General features: G+C 69.9%; 11 protein-coding genes. 9 read left to right on the plus strand and 2 right to left on the minus strand.

Going from position 1 to position 14,401, the window contains the following annotated elements; all coding sequences use genetic code 11:
• The first annotated feature begins 76 nt into the window (after positions 1-76).
• From AQI88_RS30675 to AQI88_RS30710, 8 genes are all read left to right on the plus strand, one after another.
• On the plus strand, positions 77-1,285 hold the full coding sequence (locus tag AQI88_RS30675) for a glycosyltransferase (RefSeq protein WP_067005341.1): 1,209 nt from the start codon (positions 77-79) through the stop codon (positions 1,283-1,285).
• A 129-nt stretch (positions 1,286-1,414) separates the two neighbouring features.
• Entirely contained in the window at positions 1,415-3,031 is a 1,617-nt protein-coding gene (locus AQI88_RS30680; RefSeq protein ID WP_067005343.1) for an MDR family MFS transporter, read from the plus strand.
• A gap of 307 nt (positions 3,032-3,338) precedes the next feature.
• Positions 3,339-3,647, plus strand: a complete 309-nt coding sequence (locus tag AQI88_RS30685; protein ID WP_014673544.1) for a hypothetical protein — start codon at positions 3,339-3,341, stop codon at positions 3,645-3,647.
• A 179-nt stretch (positions 3,648-3,826) separates the two neighbouring features.
• The gene (locus AQI88_RS30690) at positions 3,827-4,645 is read left to right on the plus strand and encodes a DUF8175 domain-containg protein (protein ID WP_067005345.1); all 819 of its coding nucleotides are present in this window, start codon (positions 3,827-3,829) and stop codon (positions 4,643-4,645) included.
• The gene (locus AQI88_RS30695; protein ID WP_067005347.1) at positions 4,635-5,978 is read left to right on the plus strand and encodes a hypothetical protein; all 1,344 of its coding nucleotides are present in this window, start codon (positions 4,635-4,637) and stop codon (positions 5,976-5,978) included. The genes AQI88_RS30690 and AQI88_RS30695 overlap by 11 nt, the downstream gene beginning before the upstream one ends.
• Before the next feature lie 14 nt (positions 5,979-5,992).
• On the plus strand, positions 5,993-7,534 hold the full coding sequence (locus AQI88_RS30700) for an SCO6880 family protein (RefSeq protein WP_107118709.1): 1,542 nt from the start codon (positions 5,993-5,995) through the stop codon (positions 7,532-7,534).
• A 9-nt stretch (positions 7,535-7,543) separates the two neighbouring features.
• Positions 7,544-8,956, plus strand: coding sequence for an ATP-binding protein (locus AQI88_RS30705; protein WP_067005351.1), 1,413 nt, complete (start codon positions 7,544-7,546; stop codon positions 8,954-8,956).
• 11 nt (positions 8,957-8,967) lie between these two features.
• Entirely contained in the window at positions 8,968-10,509 is a 1,542-nt protein-coding gene (locus tag AQI88_RS30710; RefSeq protein WP_067005353.1) for a type IV secretory system conjugative DNA transfer family protein, read from the plus strand.
• Here AQI88_RS30710 and AQI88_RS30715 read toward each other — a convergent pair whose 3' ends face one another.
• Positions 10,510-11,076, minus strand: coding sequence for a GNAT family N-acetyltransferase (locus AQI88_RS30715; RefSeq protein ID WP_208615942.1), 567 nt, complete (start codon positions 11,074-11,076; stop codon positions 10,510-10,512).
• A gap of 82 nt (positions 11,077-11,158) precedes the next feature.
• On the opposite strand from AQI88_RS30715, the gene AQI88_RS30720 reads away from it, so the two are divergent.
• Positions 11,159-11,707, plus strand: coding sequence for a cysteine hydrolase family protein (locus AQI88_RS30720; RefSeq protein ID WP_067005355.1), 549 nt, complete (start codon positions 11,159-11,161; stop codon positions 11,705-11,707).
• 21 nt (positions 11,708-11,728) lie between these two features.
• Here AQI88_RS30720 and AQI88_RS30725 read toward each other — a convergent pair whose 3' ends face one another.
• The gene (locus tag AQI88_RS30725) at positions 11,729-14,230 is read right to left on the minus strand and encodes a bifunctional YncE family protein/alkaline phosphatase family protein (protein WP_208615943.1); all 2,502 of its coding nucleotides are present in this window, start codon (positions 14,228-14,230) and stop codon (positions 11,729-11,731) included.
• Between the last annotated feature and the right edge of the window lie 171 nt (positions 14,231-14,401).

The raw sequence follows: 14,401 nt of genomic DNA on the forward strand, positions 1-14,401 counted from the left end.
GTACGCGTCGACCTGACGCCCCCTCTCCTCCTCCTCGTTCCCACCGCCGAAGAGTCCCCCGAGAGAAAGGCTCACCATGCGGGTTCTGTGCACCACGCTCGGCAGTCCCTCCCACGGACGTGCCCAGTTGCCCCTGCTGCGCGCCCTCGCCGAGGCCGGGCATCAGGTGCTGGTGGTCACCACCGATGTCCTCGCCCCCGTCTTCCGCGACGACGACGTCCAGGTGAACGCCGCTTTACCGGAATTCGACCCGACCGCCGGGATGGAACCGTACCTCGCCGGACTCCCGGACACCGCCGACCTGACGGAGCGGATGGCGGCGATGACCCGGCTGCTGCTGCGGACCGTGGCCGGGCCGGGCGTCAAACCGCACCTGGACATACTGCTCCCCCTCGCCCGGGACTTCCGCCCCGATCTGATCCTGCGCGACGGCATGGACATGGGCGCCGTGCTCACCGCCGAGCTGCTGGGCGTACCGCAGCTGCCGACGCCCTCCGGGTTCAGCAACATCCTGGACCCCGCCGAAGTGCTCCCGCAGCTCAACGAGCGGCGTCAGGAGCTGGGGCTGCCCGTGCGGGACGACCCGCTCTCCGTCGTACCGCACGGCCGCGTCGACTACGTGCCGCCCGCCTTCTCCTTCGCCCGGCATCTGCCCCGGGCATGGGCCTACCGGCAGACGGTGGACGTCGAGCGCGGCGGGGTGCTGCCGGAGTGGGCCGCCGCACTGTGCACGGACCGGCCGCTGGTGTACGCCGCGATCGGCACCGCTCTGCCGGTGCTGCGCGAGCGCATGGCGGGCCGGTCCACGCCGCTGCCCGTGAAGATGCCGGACGCCGCCGAGAGCCTGCGCGCGATCGTGGGGGCGGCGACGGAGCTGGACGACTGCACGGTGGTCGTGTCCACGTCCGGGCTACCGCTGGACACCGAGGGTCTGCCCGGGCACATCCATGTCACCGAGCGGGTGCCGCAGCCGCTGCTGCTGGAGTCGGTCGACCTGTTCGTCACCCACGGCGGCTTCAACAGCATCCGCGAGGCGATGCGCACCGGCACGCCGCTGGCGGTCCTGCCGCACTTCGGGGACCAGCACGCCAACGCGGACCGCGTGGAGGAGCTGGGTCTGGGCCGCCACATCACCGACCGCAGCGCGGACGGCATCGCCGACGTGTGCCGCAAGCTCCTCGCCGACCCCGCGCCCCGGGCACGGGCCCGGTCGGCCCAGCTGGCGATGCTGGCGCTGCCGGGCATCGAGCGCTCGGTCGCCGACCTGGAGGGGATCGCCAGTTGACCCGGGCGGCCGGTTGACCAGTCGGCCGGCCGGCCGGTCGCCGGGCCGGGGCCGGGGGCAGGACGGGAGCCACGCCCCGCCCCCGGCCCAGCCGACACCCCCACCCGCCCCCACCCCCGAGGACGACACGTGACCTTCTCCGACACCCAGCGCCAGGGCGCGGCAGGGGACGCGCCCGAGCGGCTCAGTCACCGGCAGATCACCACCGTCATGTCCGGGCTGGTACTCGGCATGTTCCTGGGGGCGCTGGACCAGACGGTGGTCTCGTCCGCGCTGCGGACCATCGCCGACGACCTGCACGGGCTGACCGCCCAGGCGTGGGTGACCACCGCGTATCTCATCACCGCCACCATCGCGACACCGCTGTACGGCAAGCTCTCCGACATCCACGGCCGCCGACCCGTCTACCTCGCCGCGATCGCCCTGTTCACGGTCGGCTCGCTGCTGTGCGGATGCGCCGGGTCGATCTACGCACTTGCGGCGTTCCGCGCGGTGCAGGGCCTCGGCGGCGGTGGGCTGATGTCGCTGGCGATGACGATCGTCGCCGACATCACCACCCCGCGCGAAAGGGGCCGGTACCAGGGCTACTTCATGGCCGTGTTCGGCGGCGCCAGCATCGTCGGCCCGCTGGTGGGCGGCGCGTTCGCGGACCGGGCCACACTGCTCGGCATCGACGGCTGGCGCTGGATCTTTCTGATCAACGTGCCACTCGCCGCCGCGGCCGCCGTGACGATCGTCCGCGTGCTGCGCTTCCCGCACCGGCGGGTCCGGCACCGGCTCGACCACCCCGGAGCGCTCGCCCTGGCCGTGGGGCTCGTACCGCTGCTGACCGTCGCCGAGCAGGGCCGCACCTGGGGGTGGGACTCGCCCCGGACGCTGTCGATGTACGCGATCGGCCTGGTGGGGCTCGTCGTGTTCGTCGTGGTGGAGCGGCGACTGGGCGACGCCGCGCTGCTGCCGCCGCGCCTGTTCCGCATCCGCGCCTTCCGGCTGGGCGTCGGGCTGCACTTCGTCGTCGGCGTCGGCATGTTCGGCGCGATGACGACGCTGCCGCTCTACCTCCAGCTCGTACGCGGCATGAGCCCCATGGCGGCAGGTCTGGCCACCCTGCCCACGGTCGCCGCGAATCTCGCGGTGACGCTGCTGGTGGGCCGGCTGATCGCCCGGACCGGCCGGTTCAAGGTCCACCTCGTCGCCGGTCTCGGCTCGTTCACCGCCGCGATGCTCGTCTTCGCCACGCTGCGCGTGGACAGCCCGCTGTGGCACGCGTCACTCGGCATGACCCTGATGGGCGCGGGGCTCGGCGCGTCGATGCAGACGCTCACCACGCTCGCGCAGTGCGAGGTGCCCCGTACGGACATGGGCGCGGCGACGGCGTCGGTCAACTTCTTCCGTTCCAACGGCGGCACGGTCGGCACCGCGGCGTTCCTGTCGGTCCTGTTCGCCACGGCGGCCGGCCGTATCGCCGGCCGGCTGGCCGAGGCCCGCCACGACCCGGCCTACCGCCGTCTGCTGGCCCAGCCCGACAACGCGCACGCCCTGGCGGGCGTCCTGCGCCCCGGTGGCGGTGTCGACCTGGAGGACTCCGCCTTCCTGCGCGCCCTCGACCACGGCGCGGCGGTACCGTTCCTGGAGGGGTACGTCGCCTCGATGCGCCTCGTCTTCCTCACCGGCGCCGCCGTGACCCTGGTCGCCTTCGTGATCGCGGCCTGGCGGGTGCCGAACCTCACGCTCTCCGACGAGTAGCCTTCACCCGTACGAGGGCATGACGGCCGACCACGGCCAACCGACACGTGCCCGACCAGCCGTCAGAAACCGCATCAGGGCGTAATGGAGTACAACGACAGAACCACACGACAGGTTTCGCTCCCACCTCGTTGCCCGGCGTGACCTGCCGTGATACACAGAGTGACCGTACGGGTCATTCGTACGAAACCCGCCAGTCAATGACGTCAAGTCGACATACGACGGCGACGTTGTCGGCGAGAATGAGGCTTGACCTCTGCACACGGCAGAGGCGATGGAGAACTACCCACCAGGGGCGGTGACTTACATGCTCTTTGCGGCCGACAAGGGAGACATCAACACCATCATCGGCGGGATCGCTCCGGACTGGGGCCCCTTCGGCAGCCTGGGCAACGAAGCCAAGGTGATGATCGAGGTGGTCATGGCCGTGGCCATTCTGCTCTGCCTCGGCATCGCGGTCTGGGGTGCGGCCAAACAGCGGATCGGCGCCACCGCCCTGCGGGACACCTTCAGCGCGGAACAGGGCAAGGGCCTGATCATCGCCGGCCTCACCGGGGTCTTCATCATCGGCTCCCTCGGCACACTGTTCACGATCGTGTACGGCATGGCGGTCTGACGGGCCGTTCCCTCGCCTGTCCTCCCGGGCACGCCCGGCCGTCCCCCTCCACCCCACCCACCCGTCGTGCCCACCGGCTGAGGTTGCGTTTCCCTGATGTCGAGTCACCACACCGCGCCCGCGCGAGAACCAGCACGGCTACCGTCGTATGTCTACGAGGTAGAGGGGGCGAACGCGGCATGAGTCCCGGAGACGAGCAGGGCTACACCGAAGCGGGCCAGACCCGGACCCGGCTGCCCGGGGGCGACCCATACGGCGGCGCACCCCGACGAGGCGGCCGTTCCTCCTCCCGGAGCCTGGTCACGGTCGTCGGCGTGGTCGTCCTCCTGATCGCCGCCATCGCCTTCGCGAACCGAGGAGACGATTCGTCAGCGGGCGGCACGACGAAGAAGGGCGACCACCCGCACACGTCGTCAACCGCGGCGAGCGGAACGAACCCGGTGGACACCAAGGCAGGCAACATCCCGTCGGGCTTCGCCCATACGGCGCAAGGGGCACAGAGCGCTGCGGCCAACTATGCGGTGGCGTTGGGGTCGGCCGGGATGTTCAACAAGGCCGAACGCGACTTCATCCTCCAGTCCATCGTCACGCCCTCCAAGGTGACGAGTTCCGAGGCAGCGATGGACAACGCGTACACGCCGGCCTTCAATCAGAACCTCGGCCTGACCAAGGACGGCGCGGCTCCGAGGGGCTACACGTTCGTCTCGCGCACGAGCCCGATCGGAACCAAGGTCACGGAGTCCACCAGCGACACCGCCACGGTCGCGGTCTGGTGCAGCGGGCTCCTCGGTCTCGCGGGCGACAAGTCCACCAACCCGGTCACCAACAGCTGGTTCACCATCACGATGAAACTCGAGTGGACCGCCGGTGACTGGAAGATCATCACGCATTCCCAGCAAGAGGGTCCGGCGCCCGTTCCCGGCGACGACAGGGCCTCCGGCTCGGACGAGATCTCGAAGGCAGTCGATGAGTACGGAGGGTTCACCTATGCCCGCTAATCGTCGCGTACTCACCCTGGCCGCCGCCGTCACGGCCGTCCAGACGGCAGCGGTCCTCGCGGCCACCCATGCCTTCGCCGCGCCCTCACCCACGCCCTCGCCCACGCCTTCACCCACGAAGAGCAACGACCCCTGCGGCCTGATCCACGGAGCCGCCAAACAGTTCTGCGAAAAGGACAACGGCTCCAAGGGCTCAGGCGGCACCACCCCCGACGACCCCTCCCTCGGCACCCTCGACCCCCTCACCTCCCTCGCCAAGGGCTGCGCCAACGCCGCCTCCTGGACCATCCAGAAGCTCAGCCACGCCGTGAAGGAGACCGCGAACGTCGACTTCACGAACACCAAGTTCCTCCAGCAGTACGCCGTCGTCTTCGCCGCGTCCACGATCCTGACGCTCCTGCTGTGGCTGCTGGCCGTCGCCAAGAGGGCCGTACGAGGCGTGCCGCTCACCACCGCCATCTCCGAAGCCATCGGCTTCCTCTGGCTGACCGTGCTCGCCTCCGCCTTCACGCCCCTGATCCTGTACACCGTCGTCTCGGCGACCGACGCCGTGACCGACGTACTCGCGAAGGCCACCGGCGACCAGGCCGACACGTTCTTCGGCACCTTCTCCGGCGCCCTCGGCAAGGGCACCGACATCGGCGGCGGCCCCATCATGCTGATCGTCGTGTCCCTGGTCAGCATCCTCGCCGCCGGCATCCTCTGGCTGGAGCTGGTCATCCGCGCCGCCCTGCTCTACGTCGGCGCCCTGCTCGGCACCGTCGTCTACGCGGGCCTGGTGGACAAGAACCTGTGGGGCCACGTCCGCCGCTGGGCCGGGATCATGATCGCCGTGATCCTCGTCAAACCGGTGATCGTCATCGTGCTCGGCCTGGCCGGAGCCCTGTCCGGGGACAACGGCCCGGACTCCTTCTCCGCCGTCGTCTCCGGCCTCGCCATCATCCTGCTCGCCATCTTCGCCAGCGCGATGATCTACCGCTTCGTCCCCGGCTTCGGCGACGAGATCGCGAACGGCCGCAACAACCGCATCATGCAGGGCGCCGAGAGCAAGGCCGCCGCCGTCATCACCTCCCCGGCCTCCTTCGTCGCGCAGGGCATCAAGACCCACAGCTCCCGCGCCGACAGCAACGGAGGGGGCGCAGGCGGCTCCAGCGCGCCCCGCCCCGCCAACCCCGCCTCCGGCGGCGTCGCCGCCCACAGCAGCCGTACCCCCCAGGGCGGCGGCGGAGCAGTCCCCTCCGCCACGCCCGCGCCGCGCGCCCCCAGCCCGGCCAACACCCCGCACGCCAGCAACACCCGCAACAGCAATCGCTCGGGAGGTGAAGGGCGTTGACGACCGAGTCCCATATGTCCCATCCGGTCACGCCCCGCCGTACGTATCTGATCGGCCGCGCCCGGCCGAACGCCATCGTCGGCCGGAACCGCGAGTCCGGCGAGATCGCGCTGATCATCGCCGGCGCGTTCCTCGGCATGATGTGCGGCCTCCTCGTCCCGGTCCTGCCCCTGCGGATCGTGCTGCTGACGGGCTTCCCGCTGCTCGCGCTCGCGGCGGTCTACGTGCCCTACAAGCGCCGCACGTTCTACAAGTGGTTCGAGATCAACCGCACGTACAAGCGGACCGTCAAGCGCGGCACCGCCTACCGCTCCGGTGTCATGGAGGCCGGAACACGGATGGACGGACGGGAGGTCGAGATCGGGCCCCCGCCGGGCATCGGACGGATCAGCTGGCTCGCCGCACCCTTCGGGCCCGACGAGATCGCCGTACTCCTGCACGCCGACCGCAAGACGGTCACGGCCTGCATCGAGATCGAGGGCCCCGGCGTCGGCCTGCGCGACTCCGAGGACCAGGAAGCCCTCGTCGACCGCTTCGGCACGCTGCTCAAGCACGTGGCCAACGGCGACGGCTTCGTCACCCGGCTGCAGATGCTCGCCCGCACCCTGCCCGCCGACCCCGACGCCCACGCCAAGGACGTCACCGTACGAGGGGACGACAAGGCCCCCGACTGGCTGGCCCGCTCCTACGACCAGCTCCAGTCCATGGTGTCCACCAGCAGCGAGCAGCACCGCGCCTACCTCGTCGCCTGTATGCACTACACCCGCGAACTGGCCGCCGAGGCCCACGCCATGGCACGCGCCGTGCGGCCACAGGCCGGACGCAAGCTGGACCGGGACGCCGGCCTCGCCGTCGTCATGGCCCGCGAGCTGACCGACATCTGCTCGCGCCTGCAGGAGGCCGACATCCGCGTCCGCCAGCCCCTCGGCCAGGGCCGGCTCGCCTCCCTCATCCACTCCATGTACGACCCGGACCACCCCATCGACCACATCCAGGCGATGACCAAGCGCAACGCCTGGCCGGCCGAGCTGGACGCCATGGAGCCCACCTACCTCCAGGCCAAGACCCGCGAGTCCGCCACCCGCGCCCCCTGGTGCCACGCCACGGCCTGGGTGAAGGAGTGGCCGATGACCCCCGTCGGCGTCAACTTCCTCGCGCCCCTCCTCGTCCACACCCCGGACGTCATCCGAACGGTCGCCGTGACGATGGATCTCGAGCCCACCGAGGTAGCCATCGAACGCATGCTGACCGAGAAGACCAACGACGAGGCCGACGCCTCCCGCGCCGCCAAGATGAACCGCACCGTCGACCCGCGCGACATCGCCGCCCACAACCGGCTCGACCAGCGCGGCGAGGACCTCGCCAGCGGCGCGGCCGGCGTCAACCTGGTCGGCTTCATCACCGTCTCCGCCCGCTCCCCGGAAGCCCTCAACCGCGACAAGCGGACCATAAGGGCATCAGCCGGAAAGTCGTACCTGAAGCTGGAATGGTGCGACCGCGAGCACCACCGCGCCTTCGTGAACACCCTTCCGTTCGCCACCGGCATCCGAAGGTAGGGACACCACATGCGGGATCCGCTGTCCGTCCTCACCGACGCCTTCACGTCCTTCCTGTTCGGGAAGGTCGAGACGACCCGGCTGCCGGTGCGCACCTCCACGGGCCAGGCCCAGGCGGTCTACCTGCCCACCGCCGCGCCCGGCCTCGGCGACTCCGGCGTCATCATCGGCCGCGAGGTGTACTCCGGGAAGGGCTACATCTACGACCCCTTCCAGCTCTACGGCCAGCAGCTCCCGGCCCCGCACTGGCTGGTCCTCGGCGAGTCCGGCAACGGCAAGTCGGCCCTGGAGAAGACCTACGTCCTGCGGCAGCTGCGCTTCAAGGACCGCCAGGTCGTCGTCCTGGACGCGCAGGGCGAGGACGGCGTGGGCGAATGGAACCTCATCGCCGAGGAGCTGGGGATAACACCCATCCGGCTCGACCCGACGGCGGCCCTGAACCACGGCATCCGCCTGAACCCCCTCGACCCCGCGATCACCACCACGGGCCAGCTCGCGCTGCTCCGCACGATCATCGAGGTCGCGATGGGCCACGGCCTGGACGAACGCTCCGGCTTCGCCCTCAAGGTCGCCCACTCCTACGTCAACGAATCGATCGTCAACCGCCAGCCGGTCCTGACCGACATCGTGGAACAGCTACGGCACCCCGAGCCGGAGTCGGCCGAGGCGATGAACGTCGCCATAGACGACGTACGGGCGTGGGGCCTGGACGTGGCCCTGGTCCTGGACCGCCTGGTCGACGGTGACCTGCGCGGCATGTTCGACGGCCCGACGACGGTGGGCATCGACCTGGACGCCCCCCTCATCGTCTTCGACCTGTCCCACATCGACCGCAACTCCATCGCCATGCCGATCCTCATGGCGATCGTCGGCGTGTGGCTGGAGCACACCTGGATCCGCCCCGACCGCAAGAAGCGCATCTTCCTCGTCGAAGAGGCCTGGCACATCATCAACAGCCCGTTCGTGGCCCAGCTGTTCCAGCGCCTGCTGAAGTTCGGCCGCCGCCTCGGCCTGTCCTTCGTCGCCGTCGTCCACCACCTGTCCGACGTCGTCGACGGCGCGGCGGCGAAGGAGGCGGCGGCGATCCTGAAGATGGCGTCGACCAGGACGATCTACGCCCAGAAAGCCGACGAGGCAAGGGCGACGGGCCGGGTCCTGGGCCTGCCTCGCTGGGCGGTGGAGATCATCCCTACCCTCACCCCGGGCATCGCGGTCTGGGACGTCAACGGCAACGTCCAGGTGGTCAAACACCTGGTCACGGAGACGGAACGCCCGCTGGTCTTCACCGACCGCGCGATGACCGAGTCCTCCAGCGACCTGGCGGCCGACGACGCCCTGCACGCCGCCGAGCTGGAAGCCGAGCAGCGGGCGGCAGCCTTCGTGGAGCAGCATCTGGGCGACTCCGAATCGACGGTGGCGTAGGGGGAGAAAGCGTGAGACCGGACGACCGCGATCGCGACCGCGACCGCCGCGACAAGCGACGCGAAGGCCAGGGCGGCATCCCCGACGGCCTCCTGATCGGCGGCATCGCCTTCATCCTCGGCATGACCCTGCTGGTCTGGACGGCCACGGGCCTGGCAGCCCTCTTCTCCCGCGGCGCCTGGCCCGAGGGCGTCACCTTCATCCGCACGGCCCTGGCCATGCGCCACCTCATCGGCCACCCCCACGACCTCGCCGGCGCCTGGCCGGCCACCCCACCGTCCCAGCTCTCCGGCTGGGGCCTGTTCTGGGGTCTGTTCATCGGCCAGCTGATGGCCCTGTTCGTCCTCGCCATATTCGTGATGGGCACGGTGGCGAGATGGCGCGCGGGGAAGGCACGGCGGGCTTTCGAGAGGGGTGCGGCGAAGGGCCGAGCACAGTCGGCCACGCCGGCACCGGCCACGGCACCGGCACCGGCACCGGCACCGCAGCAGCGCTACGAGGTCCCGCGTCCGCGCACGGAGCCGGAGCCGCGGCCGACGGAGGCAGCGCAGGAAGCGGCTGCGCCAGGTCCGGTGGGCGCCTTCTCAGCCGACGGTGAACGGGTGGGCGAGTGGGAAACAGACCGCGCCGAAGGCGCGGTGCTCTACGGACCACCTGCAAGCCGCCAGTCGACCGCAACCCAGGCCATCCAGGACGCGCCCGGCCCCACCGTGGTCGTCACCTCGAACCCCGCCCTCTGGACGGAAACGAAGGACGCCCGAGCCAAACTGGGCCCCGCCCTCCTCTACGACCCCGCCCACCTCTGCGACACCCCGGCCCGCCTCCACTGGTCCCCCACCACCGGCTGCGAAGACAAGCAGACGGCCCTGCAGCGAGCCACCGCCCTGCTGAGCCCCGTCCGCCCCACCGCCAAGATCGACCAAGCAGTGGCCGACACGGCGACAACGCTCCTCAGGAGCTACCTCCACGCCGCCGCCCTGGAGAACCGCACCATCCGCCACGTCCACCGCTGGTCCCAGGGCACCCAGGTCCAGGACGCCGTACGAACTCTCCGCACCCACCCGGGCGCCGCCCCCGGCGCCGCAGGCGAACTGGAGGCCGCCCTCACCGCGCACCCCGAACGCCGGGACATGGCCCAGGAGTTGACCAGCCGGGCTCTGTCCGCCCTCTTCACGGTCAACATCCGCGAAGCCTGCACCCCGAACCGAAATGATGCGCTCGCCCTGGATTCCTTCGTCCACGAAGGGGGCACGCTTTATGTGGTCGGTGAATCCATCGAGGACCCCAGGACCAACCCGGGCGCGATGCCCCTCCTGACGGCCCTCGTCTCAAGCGTGGTCGAGCGCGGCCGGCGCATGGCCGAACGGTCATCCTCCGGTCGGCTCGACCCACCACTCACCCTGGTCCTGGACGACGTCGCGGCCGTGGCCCCACTCCCCCAGCTGCCCGACCTGCTCGCCACCGGAAGCGACCAGGGCCTGCCGGCCCTCGCCCTGCTCCGCTCCCGCGAACAGGCAAGAGCCCGCTGGCCGCACCAGGAACTGCCGGTCTGACTACCGCTCCAGAACGAACTCCAACTCGTTCTCGTTGCTCGCCTCGTCCTTCGAGAACGACACGACGACCCCGCTCGGCACGAACCCGGCCTTGCGATAGGCGCCCTGCGCCCGCGCGTTGTCCTCGTGGACGAGCAGCCGTACCCGCTCGGTACGCTGCTGCCACGCCCACCCCGTACCGGCGTCGAGCAGGGCCTCGATCAGCCCGTTTCCACGGTGCTCGGGCCGTACGAACACCCCGACCACGTGCCCCTGGCGCCGCTCGACCGGATACCCCGCCCAGTCCTTCGTCCCGGCCTCTTCGATGAGCACGGTGGTCATACCGGCCCAGGTCCCGTCCGGCGCCTCGGCGATGAACTGCTGTGCTCCGGTGGAACCTTCACCCGACCGCTCGGCCCGCTCCTGATAGAAGGAGTCCGGCCTCGCCAGCGCGACCTCGTAGGTGTCGACGAAGGCGATCGGCGCGACCGGGTCCCGCAGCGCGTCCAGGAGCAACTGCTTCACGGCGGCCCAGTCGTCGGGTCGTATGGCGCGGATGACGTAGTCACCGCTGGTCAGCGTGGTCATGACGCCACCGTAACCCGCATCCGGCGCATCGCTCACCCGATATACGGGGACGACTGTCAGTGCCGCGTCCTACTGTGGCCGCATGACCACGCTTCCCGATCGCCCCAACACCGCACTGCTGATCATCGACGTGCAGAACGGCGTGGTGGCCGCCTCCACGAACCGCGACGACGTCATCGCGAACATCAACACCCTGGTCGCCAGGGCCCGCACGGCCGAGGTGCCGGTCATCTGGGTGCAGCACTCCGACGACGAGCTCAAGAAGGGCAGCGAGAGCTGGGAGTACGTCCCGGAGCTGGCCCGCGAGGACACCGAGCCCCTGGTCCACAAGAACTACCCGGACTCCTTCGAGGACACCGACCTGGAGTCCGTGCTGGCCGAGCACAAGGTGGGCCGGCTCATAGTCACGGGCGCACAGACGGACGTGTGCATCCGCTCGACCCTGCACGGCGCGATCGTCCGCGGATACGACGCGACGCTGGTGGCCGACGCCCACACCACGGAGGACCGGTCCCAGTACGGCGCTCCCGCCCCGGAGCAGGTGATCGCCCACACCAACCTCTACTGGAGGTGGCACGAGGCACCCGGCCGCCAGGGCGGGACCGTGGAGACGGCTGAGGTGACCTTCTAGCCATCCTCAGCGGGCGTCGCGTCAGTCGTCGTCGTCCAGATCCTTCGCCTGGTCGTCGGGGACGGCACCGTACAGATCGTGCCTGGGCTCGGGCATCACGCTCCGGCCCCCGCGCACGCTCTTCCAGATCGCCTCGTTGAAGGTCCGCTCGTCGATCTGGTCCTCCTTGGTGAGGTTCTGCTTCGCCGACACCCCGGCCATCGGCGAATTGACCGTGTTCACAGCCGTCAGGTCGGCCGTCGGCTTCACGGCCGTGTACGGGGTGCCGTCCGGCCTGGCGGTGAAGGAGTTCACCATCGGGGTGGCGTACGCGTCGAACTGGGTCATGGGCCGCAGCCCCAGCAGCAACTCGATCGTGCGCACCATCGAGGCGGTGGAGTAGAACGTCGAGTCGACCCGCCCGGTCTGCGTGTACGGGCTGATGACCTGCGAGACGGTCCGGTGCGCATCCACGTGGTCCGGCCCGTTCTGCGCGTCGTCCTCGGTCACGAAGATCGCGGTCGACTTCCAGTACGGCGAGTGCGAGACGGTGTCCACCAGCTGCCCGAGCGCCCAGTCGTTGTCGGCGACGTAGGCCTGCGGGGTGGGCAGGCCGGCCTTGGTACCGGAGGTGTGGTCGTTGGGCAGCCGCACCATCTCGAAGGCGGGCAGGTTCCCGTCCTTCTCGTACTGGGCGAACTCCCTCTTCCACTCCTCGATCCGCGGGCTGCCACAGGTCTTCACGCGCGCGGTGAAGGTACCGGCCGAGTCCGGGCAGCTGAGGTTGTACGGCCCGTAGTCGTGGTCGGTGCCGGCGTTCAGCACCGGGTCCTCGACGACGGCCTTCCCACTCGCGTCAGCACTGGCATAGAACCCGTAGTTGCGGAAGGAGACGCCCCTGTCGTTCAGCCGCTGCCAGATGTAGGCGTGTTCGGGGTCCTTGTTCGGCGCGATCGCCGGGTCGCCGTTCTCGGACGGATAGGTGTGGTTGCGGCCGGAGTAGTTGGCGGGCCAGCCCTCCTCGCTGTACGGGTTGGAGTTGGCGGCCACGGTCCAGTTCCAGCCCTGGGCGCTGACCTCGGCGTCGGCGTAGAAGTTGTCGAGGGCGACGAACTGCTGCTGCAGGGCGCGCGCGTTGGGCGCCGAGTCGTCCCCGAACAGGTTCAGGGACGGATCCCCGTTGCCCTTCTCCAACGACCCGAGCTCCTGGTCGTAGGTCCGGTTCTCCTTGACCACGTAGATGACGTGCTTGATCGGGGTCTTCTCCCCGACCCGCCGCGGTACGACGGCCCCGACGGCCCGCGGGCCGCTGCCCTCCTCGAACCCGTTGTTGGCGACGACGGTCCGCGTCCACCGCCTGAGCTGCCTGTCGCCGCCGTCGAGCGCAATGGTCGACAGGGTGCCCTTCATCATCGACCCCGAGTACTGGTCGGGCGAGGTCGGCGCGGTGGAGGTCGGGTTCGGGTAACCGGGCCCGTTGTTCGGTCCGGCGCCCAGTCCCTTGGCGTTGGTGACGTACAGCTTCCCCTCGAGCGGTACGACGGCCGTCGGGTACCAGGCGGTAGGAATGAGCCCGGCGGCCCTCCCCCTCTTGAGGTCGATGACAGCGATGTCGTTGTTCCCGGCGTTGGCGACATACAGCCGCTGCCCGTCCTCGGACAGCGCGAGCGCATCGGGGCTGCTGCCGACGGGCGCGTGCCGGTACGGCGCGAGCGGGATCGTCCGCGTCACCTTCCGCGTGGCGACATCGACGACACTCACCTCGTCGCTGTCCCCGTCGGCCACGTAGAGGGTGTCCTGTCCCTCGTCGGCGACGACGGCATTGGGATGGGTCCCCACCTTGACGGCCGTCTCGACCACCGGCGCGGACCCGCTGATGTCGAGGACGCTGACCGTGTCGCCCCCCTGGTCGGTGACGAAGGCGGTCTTCCCGTCCTCGGCGAGCGCGACGGCGTACGGCGCATGCCCCACGGCAACGGTCTTCATCGAGCCGTCGGCCAGATCCACCACGGTGGCGGCATCCGCGAGCCGGTCCGCGACGACCAGCCGCTTCCCGTCGGGCGTCACGGCGAGCCCGGCCGGATACATGTTCACGGCCTGGCCCTCGGGGTTCTTCGTGGGCAGCTTGACGGGCGTGGACTCGGTGAGCCGGCCGCCGCTCACGTCATAGGTGTGGATGATCTCGCGCCCACCACCACTGGCAAAGGCACGCTTGCCGTCGGGGCTGAAGGCGAGCCCGGTGAAGACGGCCTGGGGGCTCGGGTACGAGATGGTCTGGACGACCTCCGAGTCCGTGGGGTCGACCACCTGGAGGGACTGGGTGCCCTGACCGGCATTGCTCACCAGGAGCATGCTCTTGTCGGGTGAAAGCACCGCGTTGAGGGGGAGATTGCCCAGCTGGGCCTGGTGGCCGGCCGGGGTGACCTTGTAGCCGACGGGAGTCACGGCGGTCCCGTCGCCCTTCGGCCCTGCGGATCCCTGCCCGCCGGAGGCCGCGAGCGCGACGACGGCTCCGGTGGCGAGCGCGGCGGTACCTGCCAGCACAGTGACAACTCGACGTCGGTTTCTGCGTCTGAGGACCATGGGTCACGACCCTGACACGCAGCGTCAACGATCCCGTGGATTGGTGGTGACGTGAACATGACCGGGCGGTGAACGCGAAAAAGCCCCAACTCACGGGTTTCCACCCGGAGTTGGGGCTCCTTCTCAAAATTT

It is taken from the genome of Streptomyces cellostaticus (assembly GCF_001513965.1).
In the GTDB taxonomy this organism is placed as follows: Bacteria; Actinomycetota; Actinomycetes; order Streptomycetales; family Streptomycetaceae; genus Streptomyces; species Streptomyces cellostaticus.